The sequence below is a fragment of the Chryseobacterium cucumeris genome (genome assembly GCF_001593385.1).
Classification (GTDB): domain Bacteria; phylum Bacteroidota; class Bacteroidia; order Flavobacteriales; family Weeksellaceae; genus Chryseobacterium; species Chryseobacterium cucumeris.
On the sequence record NZ_LUVZ01000001.1, the window covers coordinates 1,095,865 to 1,122,480 of the forward strand.

Below are 26,616 nucleotides of genomic sequence, written 5' to 3' on the forward strand. Positions count from 1 at the left end.
CGAGCCGAACATTATATTTTCATTGCTGTTACTCATTCAACGATTAAGAGATCACTCCTAATTCTTTTCCAACCTTTTCAAAAGCAGCAATCGCTTTATCCAAATGTTCTCTGGTGTGAGCAGCTGATAACTGTACTCTGATTCTTGCTTTTCCTTTCGGTACCACAGGATAGAAGAATCCGATAACGTAGATGCCTTCATCCATAAGCTTTTCAGCCATTTTCTGAGAAAGTGGTGCATCGTAAAGCATTACCGGAACAATGGCAGCATCTCCATCAGGAATATCAAAACCTTTTGCTTTCATTTCCGTTCTGAAATATTCTGCATTTTCCATTACTTTATCACGGAGAGAAGTATCATCAGAAATCATATCCAATACTTTCAAAGCAGCTCCTACGATACCCGGTGCCAGAGAGTTGGAGAATAAATAAGGCCTTGAACGCTGTCTCAGCATATCAATGATCTCTTTTTTACCGGAAGTAAATCCTCCTAAAGCTCCTCCTAAAGCTTTTCCTAAAGTAGAAGTAATGATGTCTACTCTACCCATTACTTCATTAGCTTCGTGAGTTCCACGACCTGTTTTTCCGATGAAACCTGTTGCGTGAGAATCATCTACCATTACCAAGGCATCATATTTATCGGCAAGGTCACAAACTCCTTTTAAGTCTGCTACGATACCGTCCATTGAAAATACTCCGTCCGTAACGATGATTTTAAAACGGTGATTTTTTTCAGAAGCTGCAATCAACTGAGCTTCCAGATCAGCCATATTATTGTTTTTATATCTGTATCTCGCTGCTTTACACAAACGAACACCATCAATGATTGATGCGTGATTCAGCTCATCTGAAATAATAGCATCTTCTTCTGTAAACAATGGCTCAAAAACACCTCCGTTGGCATCAAATGCTGCTGCGTAAAGAATAGTATCCTCAAGACCTAAGAAATCAGCAATTTTTTTCTCCAAATCCTTGTGAATATCCTGTGTTCCGCAGATAAAACGTACAGAAGACATTCCGTATCCGTGAGATTGGATCATTTCCTGAGAAGCTTTCATCACTTCCGGATGGTTGGATAATCCCAGATAATTGTTCGCACAGAAGTTCAAAAGCTTTTTTCCGTTCGCTTCTATTTCTGCGCTCTGCTGAGAAGTGATAATTCTTTCTCTTTTGTAAAGTCCGTCATTCTCAATATTCTGAAGTTCGTTCTGTAAATGTTGAAGGTATTTTTCAGAGATCATTTTTAGTAATTTTTTAGATGTGCTAATTTACTAAAAAGGCAGTAAAATAAAACCTTTTATATGCTTAATTCTAAAAAATGAATATAGATTTCAGTTTTAACATTATTAGTCTATAAATTTAGTAGGATAATATTTATATTTGTTTAAAATTTTAATGCATGAGATTAAAGCCGGTACAAAAAATAAAGATGATCAGTTCAGAAACCTTTATCAAAAACTATATGAAGCCAGGAGTTCCGGTTATTATTGAAGACTTTGTGCATCCGGAAAGTCCAGCTTTCAAAAAGTGGAATTATGAGTATTTCAAAGAAGTTGCAGGAGATCATATGGTGAATATCTACGGCAGTGAGCTTGATTCCCTGGACAGAGTGGCCAGTGATCCTATTGCACAGACTACATTTTCAGAATATCTGGATCTCATCCAATCTGCTCCCACTGAACACAGGCTTTTCTTATTTAATTTATTAAAAATAAAACCTGAATTGAAGAATGATCTCATCTACAATGATGTAACGAATGGTAAAATACTGAAATGGCTGCCCTTTATGTTTTTTGGAGGAGAAGGTTCTGTCACCAGAAATCATATTGATATTGACATGTCCCATGTTTTTATCACACAATTTCAGGGAATCAAAAGAATCTGGCTCTTCCCGTGGGAACAGTCTGACTTCATGTATAAACTCCCCTACAACTTCCACAGTCTGGCTCAAATTAAAAATCCAGATTACAGAAAATATCCGGCGCTACTTTATTTAAATGGCTATGAAGCTGTCATTCATCCTGGCGAAACCCTTTATATTCCTTCCGGCTGGTGGCATTATATTCAATATGACACGGAAGGTTATTCGATATCAGTAAGAGCGCTGCCGTCAAGTGCCCTTGAAAAATGGCGTGGATTTAAAAATCTGGTCATTACCAGACATTTTGATAATCTCATGAGAAAAGTGTTCAAAGAAAAATGGTTTGAGTATAAAGTGAAAACCGCCAGAAAAAGGGGAGCCAGAGCAGCAAGAAAACAAAGAAGCTTTCAAATCTGAAAGCTTCTTTTGTGATATTTTGATTGATTTTGGTAAAAGTAATCATTCATACTTTACCGTTTTTCATTTTAATGTTTGATAAATTTAATATTCTTTTCATCAATCGTAATGAAATAAGCTCCCGGAACCAATTCTGCTATTCCAATCGCTTTACCTGGATGATATGTTCCTTTTCCTACCAGTTTTCCGTCTATGGCATGAATCGTAAAGTCCATAGCCTTATTAATTCCTTTCAGATTAATTTCATTTTTTGCAGGGTTCGGATACAAACCAAATTCTTCTTTCTCAACAGAAGAAACACTTAATGTATTATCCTGAACAACAGTAGAGTTCTTCTCAAGAATCTGGTATTCATAATTAAACTGAACACTTGCGATCGGGAATGTTACCGATTGTAAAAAGCTTTGGTTATTGGATGTATTATTAAGAACAAAATAAGCAGTCTGACCTGCAGTTCCGGTTACTTTAATAGGTAAAGGCATTTCAAAAAAGCTAACGTTAGCACTGCTTTGCGTCTGAGAAACTTTAAATAAAGCCTGATTTCCGCCCTGCATCCACTTGATGGTGTAAGTAGGATATCCTTCGCCATAAACCCAGTCATTGAAAAATTCTGTAAAGTCTTTTCCGGTAGACTGAAGCAAAGAAGCATTAAAATCAGCTGTACGCACATAGTTGTATGCCAGGTTCGGCCTCGCATGATAATCTTTAAGTGCCTGATAAAATGCAGCATCACCTAAAATCCACTTCAGCATTCTCAAAACATATCCTCCTTTAGCATAAGACAATCTGCTGTCAAATATCCTGTTGATGCTGGAAAGTCCGGAATCCGGGACATACACAGTTCCTGTTGTACTTGCAGTAATGTAGTTAGATTGACCTTGCAAGTAATTCAAAAATTCTGTATTGGTCATCAATAGTTTTTCATTGGCAAGGTGTTCTCCAAAAGTTGCAAAACCTTCATTCAGCCAGATATCATTCCATGCACCACAGGTTACTTTATCTCCAAACCACTGGTGAGTAAGCTCATGGGCAATCAGCTGCTTGCTCCATCCACCCATGGAAGACATGGTCTGATGCTCCATTCCTCCACCATACATAAATTCCATGTGTCCGTATTTTTCATTACGGAAAGGATAAGTCCCAAAATAGGTTTCAAAAGTATCCATTACCTGCTTTGTCCAGTTGATATTCGCAATGCTCGTTGCATTTGAATTTGTGGACGGATAGATATAGTTGACAAAAGGAAACGGAGGATTTCCAATGGTATCAGTAAGTTTAACAAAATTGGTAATCGACAGTGCAATCAGATAAGCCGGCGTAGGATACATTGTTCTCCAGAACGTCAGTTTAGTGCCACCAGTAGGAAAAGTCTCAGACATCAGTTTTCCATTGGCTGCCACGCTGTAGTTTGAGGGAGTTGTAATTTTAAAATCAAATCTTTCAATTTTATCATTTAAACTCTGCTTTGTCGGAAACCAGTCCTGGGCTCCATAAGGTTCATTCAAAGTAGAAAGTACCGGAGTTCCGCTCTGAAGAGCAGTTTTGAATGCATCATTACTTGTGGACGGTGCTCCAGCATAATAAATGGTAAGAGAGTCCAGTGTATTGGCAGGAATGGAAGCCGGAAAATCAATCTTCAATTCTTTTGAAGGAAGCTGCTGAAAGCTTGTAATGTTAGTTCCGTGGTATTTCACCTGAGAAACCGTTAACGAATTGGAAAGATCAAAATAGATGCTTCCCATACTTTGAGTAGGTTTAAAATGTGAAGTTACCGAACCGGAAATATTATACACCGCAGGATCAAGGCTGACTTCCATTCTCTGATACTGCAGGTCGTAATTCAGGGTATTGGGATTAATATTCCCGATATTCATTTTTTGAGTGAAGGATTTTTTCTCTTTTTCAATGAGTCCCTTCATATCAATGTTTTGTTCTTGCTTCTGGCTATAGAACTGTTGGGAAAATAGAAATCCCAACACCAAAAGGTACAATTTTGTCATGTTTAGAAAAATTTAATCAAATATAAAAAAAAACCTTTTAATCAATGATTAAAAGGCTGTTATAATATATAAAATAAAAAAATTTTAAAGATCTAATGCGGGTTCAAGAATTTTTTCCATTCTTTTCTTCACCATATCTACTGATCCGGAATAGTTATTCACCATTAAAGAAAAAACCAACGTTTTTCCTGAATTGGTTTTCAGATAACCGGCTAATGTTTTTACTTTGTTCAAAGTTCCTGTTTTCGCAAAAACCTGTCCGTTACCTCCTGCATTGAACATTCTTTTCAATGTTCCGGATTGTCCTCCGATAGGCAAAGAAGTCAGATAAGATCTGTAGTATTTCTGATCCATCAGAGAAGTAAGAAATTTCACCTGGGAAATCGGGGTTACGTTATTACTTCTTGATAGTCCGCTTCCATCTATATAGTTAAGACCAACCATATCAAAACCGGCATCTTTCAGGTGATTAGTCACCACTATTCTTCCGGATTCTGAAGTCTGGTCACCCATTTTCTGATATCCTACCGTTCTCAGCAAAGCTTCTGCCAATGAATTGTCACTGTGCTGGTTGGTATAATAAATAATATCATTTAAAGTAGGTGATTTATACGCTGAAAGCATTTTTCTGTTTTCCGGCGCAGCATCTGTCATTTTCGGAGTTACTTTTCCGGTAACAGGAATTCCGCTTTTCACCAGTGTTGTTCTGAAAGAGTTGGCAAGATAAGCCGGTGCATCAGGAAGTTTGGTTGTTAAAACTCCGTTTCCTTCGTATTTATCAGCATACACCATCTGATGATTGTAAGGAGAAACGTAGAAGAATTTTTTTTCTGTAGAGAAACCTCCTTTTTTAACGATCAGTTTTTCGTTAGCCGGGTTGATATCGCGGGTACTTCCTGCAGGCAGATAATAATTATTGTTTTCCAACCATACAACATTTTCCGGAAGCACTGAAATATTGCCTTTGAAAAGCGCTGTCTGAATGATAATATCACCATTTACCTTTTTGATTCCCTCTCTTGAAACACCGCCTACGAAATCTGAAATAATATCTCTATAAGATGCTGCACCAGCTTTGTTGGTTCCCAAAGAAGGGTCTCCGCTTCCTATTACATAAAGATTTCCATTCAACACTCCATTTTCATCTATTGTTCCTGAGTACTCCAGCTGAGTCATCCAACGGTAGTTTTCACCCAGCATATTTAATGCTGTTTCCGTTGTAAGCAGTTTGGTAGTAGAAGCAGGTACTAAAGGAGTATTTTCGTTGTACGAAGAGATTACCTTCTTCGTTTTAGGATCATACACTACGAATCCCCAGGTTGCATTTTTCAGCACAGGATCCGCCATCATTGTGTTTACATTAATGTCTACCAGTTCTTTTGCTGACAAAACAGTTTTCTCCACCATCGTGGTAACGGGTGAAGGCAGGTTTAAACTGCTTTTCTGATTGTCATAATTCTGGGAATAAAGAACGGTAGATACGGTAGATTGAGCCAGGAAAAGACCAGAAGCCAACACCGCCGCACTTGAAATATATTTTCTGAAATTTACCATCTATCTTCTTTTTGTTCTGTAGTTTTGACTCTATAAAAAATGAAAGGTTAAATCATTCAGTAAAAGAGCCAAACACTTAATCAACGTCCAAAAGTAGAAATTATTGTTATATAACGGACCACCGCCCCGTTATAAAAGAGTGTAAAGTTTGTTAAAAATTGTTAAAAATCAACAAAAACATCTTTTTTAATGCTTTGATACGCAGTGATTTCATCAAATTCTTTCAAACTTATCAAAACCATGTTTTTGAATTTCTCATAGTTTTTCCCACGGGGAAGCTTCAGCATAATCTGGAACTGATAGAAGTTATTCAGTTTTGCAATCGGTGCTCTTTCCGGACCTAAAACACATTCTTCAGGAAGATATTTTCTGAGGATAGAACCCAGAAATTGTGATGCCCGATCAGCTTTATCCTCTCTTCTGTGTTTCAATTCAATCATGATCAGCTTAGTGAAAGGCGGATAATGGAACTTCTGGCGTTCGGTAAGGATATATTTATAGATCTTCGCAGGATTATTCATCTTGATCAGCTGAAATACGGAATGATCAGGATTAAAGGTCTGAATAAGGATTCTCCCTTTTCCGGAGACTCTTCCAGCCCTTCCCGAAACCTGTGTGATCAGTTGATACGCTCTTTCTTCCGCTCTGAAATCCTGTACATATAATAAGGAATCCGCTTTAGGAATTGTCACCAGTTCAATATGATCAAAATCCAGTCCCTTGGAAATCATTTGGGTTCCTACAATAATATCTGTTTCTCCGTCTTCAATCTTCTCGTACAATTTTTCGTAGGCGAATTTTTTGCGCATGGAGTCTACATCCATCCTGTCTACTTCATTTTCCGGAAACAATTTGGTAACCTCTTCATGAATCTGTTCTACCCCTACTCCTCTTTCATTCAGCTTTTCAGAATTACATTTCGGGCAGGTCTTCGGTTTTGAAGCTCTTTGCCCGCAATAGTGGCATTTCATTTCATTTGCCGCTTTGTGATACGTCATGACCACATCACAATTAGAGCAGTAGTTCACATAGCCACAGCTTTCACATTCTATGACATTGGAATAGCCACGACGATTGTGTAAAACGATTGCCTGATTCTTTTCATCCACCGTTTTCTTAATCTCTTCGATAAGCTTCAGAGAAAAATTCCCTGAAACCTTTTTAGATTCCTGAGCTTCCTTGAAATTGATCAGTTCATATTCCGGCAGATTGACATTCCCGAATCTTTCATTCAGGAAAACGTATTTCATCTTATCTTTCCTGGCACTGTAGTAGCTTTCAACAGAAGGGGTAGCTGATCCCAAAATCACTCCTGCGTTATACAGCCTGCCTAAAACCAGAGAAGCGTCTTTAGCATTAAAATAAGGGGAAACTTCCCTTGGTCTGTACGCAGAATCATGTTCTTCATCAACCACAATAAGCCCAAGATTCCGGTAAGGTAAAAACAAAGCATTACGGGTTCCGATCAGAATACGGATGTCGTTCTGCTTAATTCTTCTCCAGACTTCTACCCTTTCAAAATCGGTCAGTTTTTGATGATAAAAACCGAGCTGTCTTCCATACTTCTTTTCTAATCTCTGGGTGATCTGTTTGGTAAGCGAAATTTCCGAAAGCAAAAACAAAACATTCTTTCCATCACGGACGCACTCATCAATTTTCTCTAAATAGATATGGGTTTTCCCTGATGAAGTAACGCCATGAAGCAGAACATTCTTCCCTTCTTCAAAAGCTTCATCAATTTCAGCTTTTGCTATTTTCTGCTGTTCGGAAAGCTCTTCAAGTTCCTCGATTTCTCCTTCATAGCTTTCAATCCTGTCTTTCTGCATAAAGTATTCCTCCACAAGACCTTTGTCTGCCAAAGGTTTGAAGTGGGAACTTCCAAAATAACCGTCCTCAAACAGTTCAGATTTTTTGATGGGAACATCCGGATGTTCCGTCTGTTTTTCCAGAATAAGAAGGAAAAGATCTTTCTGTTTCTGCGCTCTGTTCAGTTTTAAAAGAATATCCGTAAGATTTTGATTGGCCAGAACCTCATCATTAATTCTTACGTAAGCCACTTCTTTGGCTTTATACTTTTCAGCAATTTTCTCATCAATTTCAATATACTGAAGATCAATAAGAGAATTGATGGTTTTGATGATATCTTTTTTAGGAATAAAAGCTTCAATATCCGTCAGATTGATCAGCTGTCGTACTTCCAATGCCTGAACCAGATACATTTCGTTAACATCCAGATTTTCAAAATCTATAATGGCTCCTGGTTTTAGTTTTAAATAGGTTTCACTTTCCAGTTTTAAAGAAGAAGGAAACGAAAACCTGTAAATTTCTCCGAGGCTGCACAAATAATACTCCGAAAGCCAGTTCCAGAAATCAATCTGTTCCTGAGGAAGAATCGGTTGATCATCCAGCATGCTGATGACTTCCTTGGCTACAAAGTTTTCCGGTGCATTATCATGAAGCTCAAAAACGATTCCCGTATAGATCTTCTTCCCGCCAAACGGTACCAGAACACGCATTCCTGGTTGGATTTCAGACATCATTTCCTGAGGAACTTTATAAGTGAAAGATCCTTTCAGGTTAAGGGGTAAAACAATTTGAGCGTATTGCAAGGAAAATATTTAAAGTGTAAAATTAGAATTTTCCTGAGAGAACTGCAACTTTGTGGAGATTCTTTAGTAATCTTTAACCAAAAACCTGAAACTGCATTCTATTCTTTACTTTCTCCTTATTTTTGTCTATTCCATAGTAATGTAACCCATTCAGATATTTTTTAATGTCTAGAATTACATTGATCAAAAAACAATGATATGACAGGCTGGATTCCTGCGGAATGACAAAGTGTGTAGATAAAAGAACAACCACAAATTCAGAAAGGATCGAAGAAAGGATTCATGAATGACTAAAAAAGAAGTTCTGTAATCTGATACCAGAATGCAGACGTAATAAATCCTACAATGATACTGACTCCAATGATCAGGTTGGTCAGTTTTGAGTTCAGCCTGAACTGTTCTGCAATAATACTTGAAGTAACCAAGGTTGGCATCGCTGCTTCAAATACTGTAATTTTAGCCACATCTCCTTTTATTCCGAATAACAGAGCCATTCCCAGAACAATTGCGGGTGCCAGAATCAATTTATAAAGCATGGACATCGACATTTGAGGAATCAGTTTTTTCCATCCGTTGAATTTCAGCTGTAACCCGACTGAAAACAGAGCTAATGGACTTACCGTTGCTGCCAGCTTATCAAAAAATGGTTCTGCAACAGTAAAGTCAATAAACTGAGACAATACCAAAGCTGAAATACAGCCAATTAATGGTGGAAATGTTATTAATCTCTTTAAAATAAATGCCGCGCTCACCTTTCCTGATTTACTTCCCCCTTTTACTGCAGCAATAATTCCGAGGGTTGAAAGGGCAAAGAACATGGTCTGGTCACAGATGATTGCAATACTCAAAAGCCCTTCGCCATAAAAAGCACTGATTAATGGAAATCCGATGAATGAAGTATTACTATATCCGCTTGCCAGTTCTAATGTACTTCTGGAACGCCTTGAATATCCCCTGCTCTTACTGTAAAACATCATAAAAAAGAAACAGAACACAGAAATTAAAAATGTGGCTGCAATCGGAAACAGCATTTCTGTTGTCCATTTTACTTTGGGCAGATATTTAAACGAAACTGCCGGAAGAGCAAGATAAAGAATCCAGGTATTGATGCCTTTGTGAGCATCGGGGTGGATAGATTTTGTTGCTTTGAATATCATTCCTGCAATGATACACACTGCAATCAGAACAAAATTTACCATAACTGTAATAAAATATGAGGCAAATTTACGGCTGATTTTTGAGTTGGAAGGGTAAAATTTATATTTTTTTCGGTAGAATTTCTAATGAAACTTTCCAGTATAATACCTTACAGGTTTTCAAAACCTGTAAGGTTGGGAGATCTACCTTCCGGAAATTCATAACTGTTTGAAATAATTTTTTCAGAATATATTTTACTTCTTTATCACCTCCCAAAGACTCATCACCTCTATATTTTCCAAAGGTTTTGAAAGGGTAATTCTTTTTGAAGTTCCCGGAAGCAGGTCAAAGAAATTATCGCTGAAGTGAGTATCGCCGATTAAATAAATGTCCTTAGCCAGCTTATCTGTTGAAATTTCAATTTCAGTGGGTGATATTTTCCTGATTTTAATATCAGGTTGTAAGAGTTTCAGATCTTTTGGTTTACTAAAGAAGAACAGCTTTTCGAATTTTGTGTCTTTTTCGGAACTGACCTTTAAAACAGTTGCGGACAAATCAAACTGACCCAGTTCTGATTTAATGATACTTCGTATTTTCTTACTTACATCAGCTTTTACATTATCTGACTGACTGCTTTTCCAAAGTATTTTTCCTTTGAAATCAATCAATTCAAATTTTGTCTCTGTTTTCAGTTCTTTCAGGAGATCGCTTATCAGATAGACATCATAGCTTTTTTCGGTTTCCGCTATTGATACCAAAACAGGTTCAAAGCTTCTTTTCGCCTGATAATGGAAGGCTTTCCAGTTTCCAAGATAATCAATGGAAGACCAGGAAACTACCGGCCAGCAATCATTCAGCTGCCAATACAAAGTTCCCATATTGTAAGGCTTTGCACGGCGGTGAGCTTCAATAGCAATCTGCATTCCTCTTGCCTGTAACAGTTGTGAAACGTAATTGTATTGTGTAAAATCTGTTGGAATTTTATAATCACGCTTCAGATATTCATTAATAATATCCCAGCCGCGGGCATGTTTTTCGTGAGCTTTAATGGTTGGATTCTGAAGGCTTAAATCCAGAGTTCCGGAGAACATTGATTTTGTAGTTTCAAGGCTAGGTGTACCCTGAAAGCCATATTCAGACATGAAACGCCCTACTTTTTCGTTGTAAATTTCAAAAGGCTGCTCACCCCACCAAACGCCCCAGTAATGAGAATCTCCTTCGGTAAGACTTTCTTTATGTCCCCAACCAATGGAGGGAGAACTTGGCCAATATATATTTTTATCCGATTTCAGATTTTCTGCCAATGCATTAGGAATTACCTCATGAAACAGCTTCTTATAATCTTTCCAAACCTGAAGAGAGTCATTTTTTGAATATTTAAACTGTTTCTGATAGCCCCAGTTGACAATCGCTTCATCAATTTCATTATTTCCGCACCACAAAGCAATGGACGGATGATTCTGAAGTCTGTTCACCTGATCTTTTACTTCTTCTTTTACATTGTTTAAAAATGCTTCATCTGACGGATAAAAGCTACCTGCAAACATAAAATCCTGCCAGACCAGGATACCGTTTTCATCACAGGCTTTGTAAAATTCATCGTCTTCATATATACCTCCGCCCCAGATACGGATCATATTCATATGGGCATCTTTGGTATCTTTGATCAGTTTCTGGTATTTTTCTTTGGTCATCCTAGGTGAAAAACTATCTCCCGGAATCCAGTTTGTTCCTTTGATATATAATGGCTGTCCATTCACTTTAAAATAGAATGATTTTCCCTTTTCGTCTTTTTCCTGAACCAATTCTACCGTTCTTAATCCTATTCTGAGATTTTTAGCATCAATGTTTTTCTGATCTTTAGCTAATTTTACTTCAAAATCATAGAGATGAGCCTCACCACGCCCGTTAGGCTGCCAAAGCTTCATTCCGCCAGTTTCGTAAGGAACAGAGACTGTATTGATTCCTTTTTTCAGAGATACTTTTCTGTGGGTTTTATTAAGATCTAAGGTATAGTCTCCTGCATTTTCAGCATAAATTTCTATGTCAAAATGTAAGTCTGTAGAAGCTCCAGAGGTGCTTTTCTGAATATCTTTAACAGTTATAATTTTGGCGTTATTCCAGAATTCCAGCTGAACATCTTTCCAAATTCCTGCCGTAACCAATCTTGGTCCCCAATCCCAGCCAAACTGATATTGTGCTTTTCTCACAAAACTTCTTGGTGATTCCGGTAGGGTGAACGGAATTTTTTTCGCTAATTCCTTTCCGGTATTCACTGCAGATTTAAACTTAATCTGAACTGTATTTTTTCCTGTTTTCAGATATGGTTTCACCGGAATTTCCCATTTTCTGAACATATTATCTGTTTTCTTTAACAGTTTTCCATTAAGATAAATTTCTGAAAATGTATCCAGACCGTTAAAAACAAGATCAATATTGTCATTTTTCAATTCCTGAGAAGAGACTGTAAATGTTGCCTGATAATCCCAGTCTTCGTTTTCTATCCATTGTACTTTCTTTTCATTTTCATCGTGATAAGGATCGGGAATCACCTTGTTATTCATTAAATCCAGATGAACGGTTCCCGGAACTTTTGCAGGAAGCCAGTTTTGATCTTTTGAATTTTTAAACTGCCAGTTCTCCAAAGACAAGCTTCTTTGTGAAAACTGCGCGGAAAGGGTATTCTGCATAAAAAGGAAAACAAAAAGGATCGTTTTATTCATCAATAAATTTGTTTTGAATTGTTATCATACCAGCGATTTTGTCATTCCGAGGAATGAAGGAATCTCTATTTTTATTGGTTAAGTTCCCGCTACGCTTGGAATGACAACCAGAGTGCATATTATTTATTCTTCAATGCAACCACTTCATCCGGGTTGGCAAAAGCCCCACCATCCGTAATGGCTGAAGAATGGAAGTAACCCGCATGAGTAAATGCTCTAATCTCTTCAATATTGGATGAACGCAGACCACCTCCAACAAGGATTTCTATTCTTCCACTGGAAAGTTCAACAAGTTTCTTAAGATTTTCTTTTCCTTCAGATACATTCGGTTTCTGACCGGAGGTAAGAATGGTTGTAAAACCACATTCGATTACTTTTTCCAGAGAATCTTCCAGATTTGCGGCACGGTCAAAGGCACGGTGAAAAGTACATGGAAGCGGTTTTGCCAATTCGACTAAAACTTTATTCTGCTCTATATTAATCTCATCATTTTCATCCAGGATACCGAATACAAAACCATCTGCATGTAAAGATTTTAAATGAACCAAATCATTTTTCATCTGCTCAAATTCCGAATCTGAATAGGTAAAATCTCCACCTCTTGGACGAATCATCACAAAAATCGGGAGCGTAATTTTTTCACGAAGCTTCTTCATGGTTTCGAAATCCGGAGTAGTTCCACCTTCACTGAGTCCATCACATAATTCGATTCTGTCTGCCCCATTTTCAAAAGCAATTACTGCTGATTCAGGATTAAAACAAGCTATTTCTATTTTTGACATTGTATTGTATCTATTAAATTTTATTTCGGTTCGTCTTGCCATACATCCGCAATCAGAAAAGAACCGTTTTCTTTTACTACTTTTATCACAGAGGGATATTGAGTTTTGAAGCCATCATCTCTCAATACTACATTGAATATATATTCATCCCTTGAAGACGACTTCAAATCGCAACTTTCTACTTCAATACTGTTCCAATCCTGAGCAGAGATCAAAAATCCTATGCCGACTCCAGCTTTACTGGTATCAAACTTAGACTTCCATTTATCCTGAAATTCTTTGTCGGTAAGACTTCCGTCTACATCCAGATTAACATTTGTTGCATCAGTTTTATAATCAAAATAATCTTTTGTGGTGATCTTCTGCATATTCTTTTCTTCACTTCCAATATCAGCTTTAAAATAGTGGACAATACTTTTTTCCAACCATTTTTGGGCTTCTTCAGCTTCATTGGAATCATTATGCAAAACTACTTTTTCTTTTATTGGCTGGATTTCACCATCTTTTTTTATCTCCTTCTTTTCTTCCTTGCAAGCAATAATCATAAACAAGGAAGCGATAATCGTTCTTTTCATATTTGTTTTATGTTTTGGCTAAAGCCAATGGGTATCTTTTATTTGTTTAAATGGGCTGAAGCCCACTTCTATTGAATTTTTAATTATTTCAAAGCAAATTCAGGAGTTTCAAGGCGGTTTCCTTTCTGATCATAAACGGCAAAGTTGAATCCATCCTGAATACAATAAGATCCATATTCTCCCTGTTTATTGATGGCTATAAAACCTACCTGAATATCTTTCAGATTTTTATTTCTTCGCTGATTGATTTTTACAATTCTCTCTACAGCTTCTTTACAGGCTTCCTGTGGATTTCTGCCCTGTCTCATCAACTCAACCACAAGATGGGTTCCCACGGTTCTTATCACTTCTTCACCATGACCTGTTGCTGTAGCCGCTCCCACTTCATTATCTACAAACAAACCTGCTCCGATAATTGGGGAATCTCCTACCCTGCCATGCATTTTGAAAGCCATTCCACTCGTCGTACAGGCACCGGAAAGATTTCCTTGGGCATCCAAAGCAATCATTCCTATGGTATCGTGATTTTCAATATTGGCAATGGGTTTATATTGGCTGGTCTTTAACCATTCTTTCCATTCTTTTTCTGATTCGGGAGTGAGAAGATTTTCTTTTTTAAAACCTTGTGAAAGGGCAAACTGCAATGCTCCGTCACCAACCAGCATAACGTGTGGTGTCTTTTCCATGACAGCTCTGGCTACAGAAATAGGATTTTTAACATATTCCAGGCAGGCTACAGAACCGATATTATAATTTTCATCCATGATACAAGCATCCAGCGTTACCCTTCCGTCTCTGTCCGGACGTCCTCCATATCCTACACTTCTTTCTTTTGGATCTAATTCTACAAGACGGACTCCTTTTTCTACAGCATCCAAAGCTCTTCCTCCTTTTCCAAGGATTGTCCAAGCTTCTTCGTTGGCTTTTAATCCGAAATTCCAGGTGGAGAGTACAATAGGTTTGTTGACGATTTTTTTACTTTCAGGCAGATTTCCGGCCATCACATCTAAAGGATTAATGGTAAGGGCTGCTGTGGCAATTCCCAGTTTTTTAATAAAACTTCTTCGGTTATTGTTCATTGTATGTCAAAATTATTTAATACAAAGCAAATATCTTAAAAAAATTCGTTGAAAGTCTTATGGCTTTTTCACTATTTTTTCTTTCCTATTTTTTCTTATTTTTATATTGGTTATTATAATGAATATTTATGTTTAAAACGTTTAGAAGAATGGATTGCTTTAAGGAATTATCTGATGAAGAAATTCAGGTCCTTGCAAGCATCAGTACTCCCAAACTTCTTCGGAAAAAAGAAAAACTTTTAGAGCCAGGCCAGCCATTTAACCATTTATTTATATTGACAGGTGGTCTTCTGAGATTTTTCTTTGATGATGAAAACGGAGTTGAAATCAATACTTTTCTGCCCTCAGAAAAAGAGGTTGCTTTTATGGAAAGCCCGGAATCTTATTCCCCGGAAGGCACAAAAAAATATACCATACAGGCTGTCATTGATTCTCAAATTTTTCTTTTTAATAAAGGCGAATTTGAGCAGACTGCATTTCAGCATAAAGGAATTTACAATTTGTACTTAAAATCTTTAAAGCAGATTATCAGCATCTTATCCGCACGTACAGAACAGTTTTGCAAAAGTTCTCCGCTTTCCCGCTATGAAGATTTCCTGAGCAACCATCCGTTTGTGTGTCAAAATGCAAACAGAAAGTATATTGCCAATTTTTTGGGTATTACCCCTAATTCTCTTTCCCGTATAACTGCCCGTGACAATAAAAAAAAGAATCAAGGAAAAAAATAACTTAAGAATATTTTTAATTATTCTGTTCAGTATAATTTTGTCCGGTCAAAAACTTGTTCTTCACCAATAAAAAAACCAAATGAAAAAAAATATAATCATCTTCCAAGCAGTACATCTTATAGAATAGTCTTTACATCTTAACAGAGTAGTATGTGAATGTCCGGGTTTTCATCCGGGTATTAATTTGTATTTTCTTAAGTCAACATTTTATTACCATTTTATACCAATTTATGCAAAGAATAACCACCATTCTCTGCCTGTTATTAGCATGCAATTTTGTGCAGGCCTCTACAGGCAATGTTGAAGACAAAATAGCCGACGGAGCATCCTGGCTTATCTTATTTGTATTGCCTATTGCAGGGATTTATCTCTTCTGGAAAGTTCATATTTACCCGGAAAAAGTAGCAGAAAAGAAAAACCATCCCCAGCTGAACGCTATCAAAAGTATGTGTCTTCTTTCTCTGATCTTTGGCGGTCTTTTATGGCCAGTTGCCTTAATTTGGGCCAACTATGACTATGGAAACCAGACGGCTCCTGAAAGAGAGAAAGACAACACAGATTTGCCTGAAGAAGAATTAAAACCTATCGAAAATTAAAAAACATGCTGGAATTACTAGTTGCAATATATGCGGGAATATGCTGGCTTCTTATTAAAAAATTAAAACTGATCCCGTGGACATTTACCACACAGGTAATCGTATATTCATTGCCTATCTTCGGATCTATCGCTTTGATATTAAGTTTAAATTATTATTGCCCTATTACCTCTGATGTAAAGGTGGGAAACAGAAGTGTGGATATTACTACGCAGGTTTTGGGAAAGGTGAAAAAAGTATATGTGAGTACCAACCAGGAAGTAAAAAAGGGAGATACTTTATTTGTACTTGACAGGGAACCTTATATACAGGAAATTAAATCACTGGAAGCTAAGCTGAGCAGTATGAAAGCTACTGTACATTCTTATGATGCAGATATTTCGGCTTCCAGAAAAAATATTTCTGCATTACAATCTCAGCTTGATCTAGCCAACAAAAGAGTAGCGCAATATCAGGAGCTTGTACAGGCAGGAGCAGCCAACAAGTTCGATCTTGAACAGGCGATCACGAATGTCCGCGATCTTCAGTCAAGAATCAGTGCTGCACAATCACAACAGCAGTCTTTGGAAACAAAGTCCAATGCTTCTTATGGCGGAGAAAATTCATCAGTATCTGAGATTCAGGCTAAGCTGGATCAGGCAAAATGGAATCTTTCCCAGACCGTTGTTTTAGCACCAACAGATGGGATAATTCCGAATGTGCAGCTGAATGAAGGAGCTATTATGGCCCCATTCAAATCAGCATTTGTTCTGATTCAGAAGCAGCAGTCAGTTATTGGATTTTTTGCTCAGAACGAGCTTGAATCTGTAAAAAATGGAAATGAAGTAGAGCTTGCTCTTAAAACAGAACCTGGAAAAGTGGTAAAAGCTAAACTTGAATATGTAATTGATGCTACAAGCCAGGGAATCATGAATAATGCAGGAGGAATGCTGGGTGGAAATGGTTCTACGGCAGGGCTTCCTGATACTGCAAGACAATTACCTGAGACCGATGGAAAATTGATTGCCAAGTTTGTATTGGAAGATAACCAGAAACAACTTACAGTGGGAGCAAGAGGAATGGCTGTGATCTATTCTGATCATATTAAACCTCTTCATCTTATCAGAAAAGTAATGGTGCGAATCAACAGTAAAATCAACTTCCTGATTCCTAAACTTCATTAACATGTATAAAAAGTTAGTTTTATTGAGCGTGCTCACTGTAAGCTTAAGCTCATGCATCGGTTATAAAGAAGCTACGAAGGAAAATATAAATGAGTTGAAAGAAAAAAGTGAAATTGCTTCTCATATACAAATTCCGGATGACTGGATTTTTGACAGAAAAGCAAATTCAAAATCAATTTCCTATGACTGGATCAATGATCTTAAGACCTCACAGCTTGAAGCTTTGATTAATGAAGGAATGTTGTATAATGCAGATCTGATTATTGCCAGAGAAAAGCTTAACCAGATTGAGCTGGCAATGGAAATTGCCGGAAGCGACCTTTATCCAAGCGTAAGTGCTGTAGCCAACACTTCGAATAATCTGGTTAGTGGCAGTCAGGTTCAGCGTCTTGCGTTAAAAGCCAATTGGGAAATTGACCTTTGGGGCAAAAATAAATCTTCACAGATGGCCAGCACCAGCAGCTATTTTTCTGCAAAACATCAGAATACACTGCTTCATCAGTCTATTGCAGGAATGATTGCCAAAGCTTATTATCTGAATATTGCAGGAAACATTCAGGAAAATAAGATTGAAAGCTATATTCAGAAGACCAAAGACCTGGAAAAACTCTACATTATTCAAAAGAAAGTTGGAACGGCAAATGCTATTGATGTGTCCAATATTTCTGCCGAAATTATTTCCCTGCAGGGTTATCTTGAAAAGATTAAAAATGCCAATATGCAGTCGAGAAGGTCGCTGGAACTTCTTACCGGAAAGTATCCGGAGGGAAAACTGGCAACCCAGAATTTCTTTAATTCTGTAAAAAGCAGTATTCCTGCATCTTTTCCTCTGGAGCTTCTTGAAAACAGATCAGACATACAGGCGAGTCATTTCCAGATCGAAAAAGCTTTTTATGAAGTACAGGAAGCTAAAGCGGCAAGACTTCCATCATTAAATATAAGCTCATCGCTTGGGAGTGCAGGAAGTAATGTGGAATCTATTAATTCTTTATTTTCCAACCCTTTAATAAAAGTGGGCGGAGGATTAGTTTCTCCTCTATTCAATGGTGGAAAGCTTAAAAAGAATGTAGAAGTAAAAAATTCTCAGCAGAAACAAGTCGTTGAAGAATATTCTAAAGCTGTTCTGAATGCATTGAACGAAGTGGAATCTTCTTTAGCAAATCTCCGTTCTATTGAAAAACAGATGACTTATACAACTAATGCTGTCAATGAACTGAAAAACAATATTTCTCTTACTGAAAAACAAATAAAGGTCGGTACCAGCAACAGTTTTGTACTGATTCGTAAACAAAGGGACCTATTGAAAAATGAAATGAACCTCATCAATCTGGAACTTCAGTACAGAATAGAGCGTATAAATCTTTATATGGCTTTAGGTGCGGAGAACTTCATTTATTCATAATTTTTATACTTGAGAGACTGCAGATTTTTTCTGCAGTCTTTTTTATAATTTATCTGATATTAATGAGGCAGTTTATCTCTGAAATATCCATATACCCATGTTCCGGCAATTGCACTTAACAAAGTAACAGATACTGCTAAAGCTCCTGTTCCAATCTGAGCAAAAAGAGGTCCGGGACAGGCTCCAGTAATGGCCCAGCCAAAACCAAATATCAATCCTCCATAGATCTGACCTCTATTAAACTTTTTAGGTGCCAGAGTAATAGGTTCCCCATCAATTGATTTTACCTTAAATTTTTTAATCAGCCACACTGAAATCATTCCTACCAATACGGCACTTCCAATGATTCCGTACATATGGAAAGACTGCAGACGGAACATTTCCTGTATCCTGAACCAGCTGATCACTTCTGCTTTCACAAAAATAATCCCGAAAATAATTCCAGCGGCGAGGTATTTCAGATTGTGATACCATGGATGGTTAGCCGTACTTTCGTTTACACAAGTGGTATATATATTTTGTTCTTTTTCTTTGATCATAATGTAATTCTCTTTTTAAATTATACTTATAGGGAAAGGATGATAGGCAAAATAAGGTTAGCCATTAAAAAGCCACCGATCATAAAACAGACTGTTGCCACCAAAGAAGGCCACTGTAAGTTGGAAAGTCCCATGATTGCATGTCCGCTGGTGCATCCTCCTGCGTATCTTGTTCCGAAACCAACCAAAAACCCACCCACTACCATCATAATAAATCCTCTCAGGGTCAACAGGCTTTCGAAATTCATCAGTTGTTCCGGAACCAGATTACTGTAATTTGTGATTCCATATCCTGCCAATTCTGCTTTCAGATTGGGATTGACTTTTATTTCATTAGGATTCACTAAAAATTGGGATGTAATCAATCCTCCGAAGAAAATCCCCAGTACAAAAAATAAATTCCAGGCCTCTTTTTTCCAGTTGTATTTGAAAAAATTTACATTGGCAGGAATACAGGCTGCACAGATATGTCTCAGCGAGGAACTGATTCCAAAGGATTTATTTCCCATAATCAATAAAGCAGGAACGGTAAGCCCAATCAATGGTCCGGCAACATACCAAGGCCAGGGTTCTTTTATAATTTCTAACATTTTTTTTACTTATTTAAAATTTTAGTTTGACACACAAAATCGCTTTTAGGAATCTCTGTAGAGCTAATTGCTTTAAAACCTCCTTCAATTTCTGAAAAGTTTCTGTATCCTCTTGCCTGAAGAATGCTTGCTGCCATTGTACTTCTGTAACCGCTACCACAATGCATGTAGAAATGTTCTGTTGGTTTTATCTTATGAATCCATTCGTTGATATAGGCCAGAGGTTTGCTGTAAGCTTCATGAATATGTTCTGCGTTGTATTCACTTTCTTTTCTTATATCAATGATTTTGGCTTCTTTTTCTTTGATTTCGGTTTCAAACTGTTCCGCAGAGATGCGATTGACAAAGTCTGTTTCTTTTCCGCTTTTTTTCCAGCTTTCAAAACCTCCATCCAGAAAACCTAAAATATGATCGAATCCTACTCTGCTCAAACGGGTTACCGCTTCTTCTTCATATCCTTTTTCAGTAACCAGCAGAATAGGCTGGCTGACATCAGCAATTAAAGCTCCTACCCACGGGGCAAAATCACCATCCAATCCTATATTGATAGACTGTGGGATAAAACCTTTGGCAAATTCACGATTGGATCTTACATCTAAAATCAAAGCACCTGAGGCTTCAGCAATTTCCTCAAACTGTTCAGGAGAAAGAGCGTGCAACCCTTTTGAAAGTACTTCATCAAAACTACTGTACCCTTTTTTATTCATCATCACATTCATTCCGAAATAAGCTGGCGGAGGCAAAAGCCCATCTGTTACTTCTTGTATAAAACTCTGTTTATCCTTTTGATTCAAGGCATAATTGGTTCTTTTTTGATTTCCCAATGTATCTACGGTTTCTTTCTGCATATTTTTGCCGCAGGCTGAACCGGCTCCATGAGCGGGATAAACCGTAATATCATCTTGTAAAGGCAGAATTTTATGATACAAACTATCATATAAAAGACCTGCCAGCTCTTCCTGAGTCATATTTGCTCCTTTCTGTGCCAGATCAGGACGGCCTACATCTCCAAGGAACAAGGTATCACCGCTAAAAAGAGCCTTTTCATTACCATTTTCATCAATCAAGACATAACACGAACTTTCAAGCGTGTGTCCTGGTGTATGAAGAACTTTAATTTTAATATCTCCTAGTTCAAATATCTGTTCATCTTCTGCAATAACAGCATCAAACTCGGGATTGGCTGTCGGTCCATAAACAATTGGAGCTCCGGTTTTAAGGCTTAAATCCAGATGTCCGCTGACAAAATCTGCGTGAAAATGAGTTTCAAAGATGTACTTCAATTCTACTCCATCTTCCTTCAGTCTGTTGATATAAGGCTGTGTTTCTCTCAAAGGATCAATAATTGCGGCTTCGCCGGCTGAAGTAATATAGTAAGCACCCTGTGCAAGGCATCCTGTATAAATCTGTTCTATTTTCATTTTATTTTATTTTGATTTGTTATCTGATACAAATTTCCAGCTTTCTGCTTTCCCGTACAGCTACTTTTGTTACATAAGAACATTAAAGGAAGATTTCTTTCGTAATGATATAAATACCCATGATCAGGATAAACCACCCAAATGCAGGTTTCAGTTTTTTGCCGTCTATCTTTTTTGATAGTTTTGAGCCCATTATAATTCCTGCAACAGCAATCACCGTAATAGAAACCAGCAGTTTCCATTCTATTTTCACCTGGTTTACTGAAGAGAGGAAACCGATTAAAGAATTGAAAGAAATAATCATTAAGGAAGTTCCTATTGCAGTTTTCATGGGCACTTTTAATAGATTCACTAATGCCGGGATAATCATAAAACCGCCTCCTGCTCCTACCAATCCAGTTAAAACACCTACTATTGAACCCTGTCCTGCTGCCAGAAAAGCACTATTCTTATTCGTAATGCATTCTAAAGATTCTTCTGAAGAATTTCTTTTTATCATTTTATAGGAAGCCAGAATCATTAAGCCTGCAAAAATCAGTAGTAAAAAAATATTTTTGGTAACCGTAAATTTCTGTATCTGGAATACGTTTTCAGGAATTAAAGGAAGAAGATATATTCTGGTCAGAAAGATAGAAATTACCGAAGGAAGTCCGAATACCAAAGCCATCTTAAAATTAACCAATCCCTTTTTAAAATAGGATACAGAGCCTACAAGACTGCTGATTCCCACTACAAAGAGAGAATATTCTGTTGCCAGAAAAGCATCAATCCCGAAGAGATAAACAAGTACGGGAACCGTGAGAATACTTCCTCCACCTCCTATTAAACCGAGAGAAACTCCTATTAAAACTGCGGCTGCATATCCTATAATTTCCATTTTTATTCAACTAATTCTGATGCAAAAATGGGAATGCGGAAAGAAAGCTACAGCTACTTTTGTTACATAAGGAGATTTTTAAACACAAATGAAGACTAATGGTTTCACAAAGGACACAAAGAATTTAGAGTAATTCCGCTTCTTTGAGATTGCTTCACCTTTGGTTCGCAATGACTTTAACTACCCCGTCAAAAATTCTTTGAACTTTTGCCACCCTTCCAAGAAAGAGAAATATGAGTATTTTTGATTAAATTGAGAGAGAATTTATGAGTTCAGGGCTTTCAGGAGGGTAATTTTATTTCTGCCTAACATGAGTTTTCCGTCTTCTTCCAGTTGCTTCAAAAGTCTTGACACCACTACTCTTGCGGTTCCCAGCTCATTGGCAAGCTGCTCATGAGTGGTATGAATGGTTTCAGAGCCAGTGAGTTCAGATTTTTTCTGCAATAGGTTGAGAAGTCTTTCGTCTACTTTTTTGAAAGCGATGGCATTGATGATATCTAATAGCTCTTCAAATCTTTTATGATACAGTCTGAAGATATAATCCAGCCATTCCGGATGTTCTTTGATGAATAAAGAAACTTTGTCTACGGGTAAGAAAAGTATTTCTGCATCCTCTTCTATCTCTGCTTTTACAATGCTTTTTTCATTATGCATACCGCCCAGAAAAGACATGATACAGCTTTCTCCGGCTTTGATGTAGTATAATAAAATTTCACGTCCGTCTTCTTCTGTTCTGATCACTTTCAGCATTCCTTTCATCACAATAGGAATGGAACGGATGGAAGCATTTTCATCTAGAATAATATCTCCTTGATGGTAATTCTTCGTTATACCATATTGATACAGTTTTTCTACCAATTCTGGTGATGATGAGAATTCTGAAGAAAGTATCGTGTCGTTCTGCATTTTTTTATTCTAATTTACGCCAATTTCATCAACAAACAACCATGCTTTGGAATCTGCACCAGGATTTCCTTCCGGAATAATGCCTGCATTTTCAATAGTTACTTTCAGGTATTTCGCGTTCTGCATTCCTATATTCAGTTTGATTTTTCCGCCGGCCTTCTGAATTTCAGGCGTGCCGATCTCTTTAATCAGTTTGAAGTTCTTATTATCATCAGAAACAAAAATCTTTGCAGATTTAGCCAGATGAATCCAGCTTCCTTTATTTTCAAGGGTATTGAAATACACTTCTGAAAAAGTTGTTTTCTGCCCCAAATCTATTGTTGCCACTACATCTTTTCCCTGAAAGCCCAGCCATGTTTTACCCAGTTGTTTTACATTTCCGATAATACCATCTACTAAGGTGAAAGCACCTCCAAAAGAATAGTTTTCGCTAGGTTGTTGTTCTAAAGTTATCTTTTTTCCGGTAGTCTTTGAAATGGTAAATTGCTGTGTAGACACGGCACTTTTCAACTGCCCCTCTTCAAAATAAGCTGATTTAATGGTTAAAGAATTAGGAATCTCAACTGCCGTCTGATACGTTTTAGAATTGATGGAAGGGTCTGTTCCATCCAGCGTATATCGGATACTGTTTGAATTCTGCGAAGTAGACAGTTCATAAGCAATTCCGTTATTGGAAGGAATTACTTTTCCGGTGATGTTATAAATGCTCCTGGCATAGTTGACCTTCATACCATCCAGAACTTTAAACTGGTTAATCACTCTGTTTTCAAATTCTTTATATTTTTTAGGATCTGATGTTCCCCATCCTACTTCAGAAAGTGCCATTAATCTTGGGAAAATCATGTACTGTACCTGCTTAAAATCTAAAATATATTCTGTCCACAGATTCGCCTGAACACCCATGATGTACTTAGCCTGCTCTGCATTCAGTTCGGAAGGAACAGGATTGTAAGCGTATACTTTTTCTAAAGGCGTAAATCCTCCAAAAGCATTAGGTTCAGACTGCGGATCTCCCTGATAATGGTCAAAATAACAGTAGGCACCAGGAGTCATTACGGCAAAGTGTTTTGATTTTGCAGCTTCAATACCTCCATTCACGCCTGTCCAGCTCATCACAGCGGCGTTGGGAGCTAATCCACCTTCTAAAATCTCGTCCCAGCCTATGATTTTTCGCCCTTTACTGTTGACATATTTTTCAATCCGTTGAATAAAGTAGCTCTGTAAGCCGTGTTCATCTTTTAAATTATTTTTCTTAATCAGCTCCTGGCAGTGTGCACATTCCTTCCATCTTGTTTTCGGGCACTCATCACCTCCAATATGAATGTATCGGGAAGGGAATAATTGGATTACCTCATCCAGAACATTTTCAAGAAACGTAAAAGTTTCATCTTTCGGGCAGAAAACATCATCAAAAACGCCCCATTTTGTAGCAGGTTCAAAAGGACCTTTGGTACATGCCAGTTCAGGATATGCAGACAGTGCGGCCAAAGCATGCCCAGGCATTTCAATTTCAGGGACCACAGTAATGTGTCTGTCCTGAGCATATTTCACCACGTCTTTTATTTGTTCCTGTGTATAAAAATAAGGACCGTAAGGTTTTCCATCAAACGTGTTATCCACATAGGCTCCAATCATGGATTCTTTACGTTTTGAACCGATCTGAGTAAGCTTAGGATATTTTTTTATTTCAATTCTCCATCCCTGATCATCCGTTAAATGCCAATGGAAAGTGTTCAGTTTATACATCGCCAGATAATCGATATACTGTTTCACCTCATCAACAGTGAAAAAGTGACGGCATACATCCAAATGCATTCCCCTCCATGCAAATTTAGGCTGATCTTCGATTTTCATAGCCGGAATGTTCTTTCCCTCTTCATACTGCTCAATAATCTGAATCAAAGTTTGAAGAGCCAGAAAATACCCTTGTTTAGTATAAGACTTTATATGTATCTGTTTTGGAGAAATTTCCATGGAGTAATACTCTTTTTTCTGTTCAGAATCTGTTCCTGATGCCTGAGGAGTTATAGAATTCGTTAAATGAATCTCACCACCTTTCTTAGCATATTGAAATTCCACCTGAGAACCTATTCTCTTTTTGAAATATTCTGTCTCCTCTTTTGGCAGGTTACCACTTAGTACGAAAGCTTTTGGTATTGCAAATTCTCCCTGTAAAAGTTGAACTTTTTGAGGATAAGGGATTAGATTTAATTTATTTTGGGCAAAAATCATGTTTGAAATCAATACAAAGAGTACTAGAAAAGTCCGTATCATGAGATGGGGTTAAGGTTTGAGCTAAGATAATTATTTTTCAAAACTCTTTGAGCCTTTTTAAAAACAAATTAAATACCCTATTTCAGACTCCTGTAAAATGAATAATTTACAGTTTTCAATCATTCTATATAGATATTATTCTATTAAATATGGGATATTGTGGTTTGCTTTTTGATCAATTTAGTCGACTTAAAAAAATTAAAGATTTAAATTTGTAAAAAAATAAGATGAAAAAAAATATTTTTCTGGCAGCCGCTTTATTATTTTCTTTATCAGCTCAGGCACAAATTTTTGATATTATAAAATCTGCTGTTAAAGACAAAACAGGTGTAGATCTTAATGTTCCTGTTAAAAATAATGGTACGGTAACACCTACTAAGAGTACCCCTAATTCTTCCGGCTCCAACAATTCATCTGCCAACCTTGGAAACCTTACTTCCGGTCAGATTTCTTCAGGGTTAAAAGAGGCCTTAAGTATGGGCGTAACGGATGGAGTAAAAAAACTAGCGGTAACAGATGGTTTTTTCAAAAATGAAGCGGTAAAAATTTTAATGCCTGAAAAATTAAGAAAAATCGACACTACTTTACGTTCCATCGGAATGGGAAGCCTTGCTGACGAGGGCGTAAAATTGTTAAACAGAGCTGCTGAAGATGCCGTAACAGAAGCTGCACCTATTTTTACAAATGCTATTACTTCTATGACGATTACAGATGCCAAAAACATTTTATTAGGGAGTAATAACGCCGCAACAAGTTATCTTCAGGGAAAAACCCAGACTCAGCTGTTCAATGCCTTTCAACCCAAAGTAAAAGCTTCTTTAGGGAAAGTAGGTGCTGATACGCTTTGGAAAAACCTGATTTCAAAATACAATACGTTTACCGGACAGGCTGTTACTACAGATCTTAACGAATATGTTACTACAGAAACCATTAATGGAGTTTTTAAAATGGTAGCAGATAAGGAAAGCGGAATCAGAAATACACCTGCTATGAGAACTACAAGTATTTTGCAGAAGGTTTTTGGAGCGCAGGATGGGAAATAAATAAGATTAGACTAAATATATAAAAGCTGTTTCATGATGAAGCAGTTTTTTTATGTTTAATTTCTTTTGTCTTGAAACAAAAGAAACAAAAGTTCAAGACCTGGACCTCTCCGCTAAAAATAAGTCCTGTTCTCTAAAAATTCTAAACTTGCGCGAAATCATTATTTCTCTATCGGTTCTGATTTTGCCTCGCGCTTCGGACAGGAGAATTTTCTTAACGTTCACAGGACTTATTTTTTTGACGCTGCGAGTTCCAATGTCAGTTTTAGAGTAGTAATAGAACTATTTGTTTGTGTCTGAATGAAGAAAGAACCGTTTTTTATTGTATTATTTTCTTTTGT

21 protein-coding genes are annotated in these 26,616 nt (G+C 37.2%); 6 read left to right on the forward strand and 15 right to left on the reverse strand.

What is annotated here, in order from left to right; all coding sequences use genetic code 11:
• Positions 1-43: 43 nt before the first annotated feature.
• Positions 44-1,240 (reverse strand): glycine C-acetyltransferase, encoded by a 1,197-nt coding sequence (gene kbl / locus A1704_RS04945; RefSeq protein ID WP_062671009.1) that lies wholly within the window; start codon positions 1,238-1,240, stop codon positions 44-46.
• A 158-nt stretch (positions 1,241-1,398) separates the two neighbouring features.
• On the opposite strand from kbl, the gene A1704_RS04950 reads away from it, so the two are divergent.
• A complete protein-coding gene (locus A1704_RS04950) occupies positions 1,399-2,277 on the forward strand; it encodes a cupin-like domain-containing protein (protein ID WP_062671011.1) in 879 nt (292 codons plus the stop codon).
• Positions 2,278-2,345: 68 nt separating this feature from the next.
• Here A1704_RS04950 and A1704_RS04955 read toward each other — a convergent pair whose 3' ends face one another.
• From A1704_RS04955 to A1704_RS04990, 8 genes are all read right to left on the reverse strand, one after another.
• Positions 2,346-4,277 carry a M1 family metallopeptidase gene (locus tag A1704_RS04955; protein ID WP_062671013.1) on the reverse strand — a complete coding sequence of 644 codons (1,932 nt, stop codon included), beginning with the start codon at positions 4,275-4,277 and terminating at the stop codon, positions 2,346-2,348.
• 84 nt (positions 4,278-4,361) lie between these two features.
• Entirely contained in the window at positions 4,362-5,831 is a 1,470-nt protein-coding gene (gene dacB, locus A1704_RS04960) for a D-alanyl-D-alanine carboxypeptidase/D-alanyl-D-alanine endopeptidase (protein ID WP_062671015.1), read from the reverse strand.
• A 161-nt stretch (positions 5,832-5,992) separates the two neighbouring features.
• Entirely contained in the window at positions 5,993-8,440 is a 2,448-nt protein-coding gene (priA, locus tag A1704_RS04965; protein ID WP_062671017.1) for a replication restart helicase PriA, read from the reverse strand.
• A 290-nt stretch (positions 8,441-8,730) separates the two neighbouring features.
• The gene (locus A1704_RS04970; protein ID WP_062671019.1) at positions 8,731-9,639 is read right to left on the reverse strand and encodes an AEC family transporter; all 909 of its coding nucleotides are present in this window, start codon (positions 9,637-9,639) and stop codon (positions 8,731-8,733) included.
• A gap of 192 nt (positions 9,640-9,831) precedes the next feature.
• The gene (locus A1704_RS04975; protein WP_062671022.1) at positions 9,832-12,300 is read right to left on the reverse strand and encodes a beta-mannosidase; all 2,469 of its coding nucleotides are present in this window, start codon (positions 12,298-12,300) and stop codon (positions 9,832-9,834) included.
• Positions 12,301-12,419: 119 nt separating this feature from the next.
• Positions 12,420-13,082, reverse strand: coding sequence for a copper homeostasis protein CutC (locus A1704_RS04980; RefSeq protein WP_062671024.1), 663 nt, complete (start codon positions 13,080-13,082; stop codon positions 12,420-12,422).
• Between the two features lie 20 nt (positions 13,083-13,102).
• Positions 13,103-13,657 (reverse strand): hypothetical protein, encoded by a 555-nt coding sequence (locus A1704_RS04985; RefSeq protein WP_062671026.1) that lies wholly within the window; start codon positions 13,655-13,657, stop codon positions 13,103-13,105.
• 83 nt (positions 13,658-13,740) lie between these two features.
• On the reverse strand, positions 13,741-14,736 hold the full coding sequence (locus tag A1704_RS04990) for an isoaspartyl peptidase/L-asparaginase family protein (RefSeq protein WP_062671028.1): 996 nt from the start codon (positions 14,734-14,736) through the stop codon (positions 13,741-13,743).
• Between the two features lie 149 nt (positions 14,737-14,885).
• Here A1704_RS04990 and A1704_RS04995 point away from each other — a divergent pair, with 149 nt between their 5' ends.
• The 4 genes from A1704_RS04995 (at position 14,886) to A1704_RS05010 (ending at position 18,625) form a co-directional block, all read left to right on the forward strand.
• A complete protein-coding gene (locus A1704_RS04995) occupies positions 14,886-15,464 on the forward strand; it encodes a Crp/Fnr family transcriptional regulator (protein ID WP_238590575.1) in 579 nt (192 codons plus the stop codon).
• Positions 15,465-15,694: 230 nt separating this feature from the next.
• Entirely contained in the window at positions 15,695-16,060 is a 366-nt protein-coding gene (locus tag A1704_RS05000; protein ID WP_062671030.1) for a DUF3302 domain-containing protein, read from the forward strand.
• Between the two features lie 5 nt (positions 16,061-16,065).
• A complete protein-coding gene (locus tag A1704_RS05005; protein ID WP_062671032.1) occupies positions 16,066-17,223 on the forward strand; it encodes an HlyD family secretion protein in 1,158 nt (385 codons plus the stop codon).
• Position 17,224: 1 nt separating this feature from the next.
• Positions 17,225-18,625 (forward strand): TolC family protein, encoded by a 1,401-nt coding sequence (locus tag A1704_RS05010; protein WP_062671034.1) that lies wholly within the window; start codon positions 17,225-17,227, stop codon positions 18,623-18,625.
• A 59-nt stretch (positions 18,626-18,684) separates the two neighbouring features.
• Here A1704_RS05010 and A1704_RS05015 read toward each other — a convergent pair whose 3' ends face one another.
• The 6 genes from A1704_RS05015 to A1704_RS05040 form a co-directional block, all read right to left on the reverse strand.
• Positions 18,685-19,164: a DUF6691 family protein gene (locus tag A1704_RS05015; RefSeq protein WP_062671036.1), complete on the reverse strand. Its 480-nt coding sequence runs from the start codon at positions 19,162-19,164 to the stop codon at positions 18,685-18,687.
• 26 nt (positions 19,165-19,190) lie between these two features.
• Positions 19,191-19,754 (reverse strand): YeeE/YedE family protein, encoded by a 564-nt coding sequence (locus A1704_RS05020; RefSeq protein WP_062671038.1) that lies wholly within the window; start codon positions 19,752-19,754, stop codon positions 19,191-19,193.
• A gap of 5 nt (positions 19,755-19,759) precedes the next feature.
• Positions 19,760-21,175, reverse strand: coding sequence for an MBL fold metallo-hydrolase (locus A1704_RS05025; protein WP_062671040.1), 1,416 nt, complete (start codon positions 21,173-21,175; stop codon positions 19,760-19,762).
• An 82-nt stretch (positions 21,176-21,257) separates the two neighbouring features.
• On the reverse strand, positions 21,258-22,052 hold the full coding sequence (locus A1704_RS05030; protein ID WP_062671042.1) for a sulfite exporter TauE/SafE family protein: 795 nt from the start codon (positions 22,050-22,052) through the stop codon (positions 21,258-21,260).
• 264 nt (positions 22,053-22,316) lie between these two features.
• Positions 22,317-22,958, reverse strand: a complete 642-nt coding sequence (locus tag A1704_RS05035; RefSeq protein WP_062671045.1) for a Crp/Fnr family transcriptional regulator — start codon at positions 22,956-22,958, stop codon at positions 22,317-22,319.
• A 9-nt stretch (positions 22,959-22,967) separates the two neighbouring features.
• Positions 22,968-25,232: a glycoside hydrolase family 20 protein gene (locus A1704_RS05040; RefSeq protein WP_062671047.1), complete on the reverse strand. Its 2,265-nt coding sequence runs from the start codon at positions 25,230-25,232 to the stop codon at positions 22,968-22,970.
• A 227-nt stretch (positions 25,233-25,459) separates the two neighbouring features.
• Between A1704_RS05040 and A1704_RS05045 the strand changes: the two genes are divergently transcribed.
• A complete protein-coding gene (locus tag A1704_RS05045) occupies positions 25,460-26,275 on the forward strand; it encodes a DUF4197 domain-containing protein (protein WP_062671049.1) in 816 nt (271 codons plus the stop codon).
• The last annotated feature ends 341 nt before the right edge of the window (positions 26,276-26,616 follow it).

What these genes read in the sequence shown, in the direction of transcription:
- A1704_RS05045 (WP_062671049.1), top strand. Translation starts at nt 25,460, where the DNA reads ATGAAAAAAAATATTTTTCTGGCAGCCGCTTTATTATTTTCTTTATCA.
- A1704_RS04950 (WP_062671011.1), top strand. Translation starts at nt 1,399, where the DNA reads ATGAGATTAAAGCCGGTACAAAAAATAAAGATGATCAGTTCAGAAACC.
- A1704_RS04995 (WP_238590575.1), top strand. Translation starts at nt 14,886, where the DNA reads ATGGATTGCTTTAAGGAATTATCTGATGAAGAAATTCAGGTCCTTGCA.
- A1704_RS04975 (WP_062671022.1), bottom strand. Translation starts at nt 12,300, where the DNA reads ATGAATAAAACGATCCTTTTTGTTTTCCTTTTTATGCAGAATACCCTT.
- A1704_RS04980 (WP_062671024.1), bottom strand. Translation starts at nt 13,082, where the DNA reads ATGTCAAAAATAGAAATAGCTTGTTTTAATCCTGAATCAGCAGTAATT.
- A1704_RS04955 (WP_062671013.1), bottom strand. Translation starts at nt 4,277, where the DNA reads ATGACAAAATTGTACCTTTTGGTGTTGGGATTTCTATTTTCCCAACAG.
- A1704_RS05025 (WP_062671040.1), bottom strand. Translation starts at nt 21,175, where the DNA reads ATGAAAATAGAACAGATTTATACAGGATGCCTTGCACAGGGTGCTTAC.
- A1704_RS05010 (WP_062671034.1), top strand. Translation starts at nt 17,225, where the DNA reads ATGTATAAAAAGTTAGTTTTATTGAGCGTGCTCACTGTAAGCTTAAGC.
- A1704_RS05015 (WP_062671036.1), bottom strand. Translation starts at nt 19,164, where the DNA reads ATGATCAAAGAAAAAGAACAAAATATATATACCACTTGTGTAAACGAA.
- A1704_RS04970 (WP_062671019.1), bottom strand. Translation starts at nt 9,639, where the DNA reads ATGGTAAATTTTGTTCTGATTGCAGTGTGTATCATTGCAGGAATGATA.
- A1704_RS04990 (WP_062671028.1), bottom strand. Translation starts at nt 14,736, where the DNA reads ATGAACAATAACCGAAGAAGTTTTATTAAAAAACTGGGAATTGCCACA.
- A1704_RS04985 (WP_062671026.1), bottom strand. Translation starts at nt 13,657, where the DNA reads ATGAAAAGAACGATTATCGCTTCCTTGTTTATGATTATTGCTTGCAAG.
- A1704_RS05020 (WP_062671038.1), bottom strand. Translation starts at nt 19,754, where the DNA reads ATGTTAGAAATTATAAAAGAACCCTGGCCTTGGTATGTTGCCGGACCA.
- A1704_RS05030 (WP_062671042.1), bottom strand. Translation starts at nt 22,052, where the DNA reads ATGGAAATTATAGGATATGCAGCCGCAGTTTTAATAGGAGTTTCTCTC.
- A1704_RS05005 (WP_062671032.1), top strand. Translation starts at nt 16,066, where the DNA reads ATGCTGGAATTACTAGTTGCAATATATGCGGGAATATGCTGGCTTCTT.
- A1704_RS05040 (WP_062671047.1), bottom strand. Translation starts at nt 25,232, where the DNA reads ATGATACGGACTTTTCTAGTACTCTTTGTATTGATTTCAAACATGATT.
- dacB (WP_062671015.1), bottom strand. Translation starts at nt 5,831, where the DNA reads ATGGTAAATTTCAGAAAATATATTTCAAGTGCGGCGGTGTTGGCTTCT.
- A1704_RS05000 (WP_062671030.1), top strand. Translation starts at nt 15,695, where the DNA reads ATGCAAAGAATAACCACCATTCTCTGCCTGTTATTAGCATGCAATTTT.
- A1704_RS05035 (WP_062671045.1), bottom strand. Translation starts at nt 22,958, where the DNA reads ATGCAGAACGACACGATACTTTCTTCAGAATTCTCATCATCACCAGAA.
- kbl (WP_062671009.1), bottom strand. Translation starts at nt 1,240, where the DNA reads ATGATCTCTGAAAAATACCTTCAACATTTACAGAACGAACTTCAGAAT.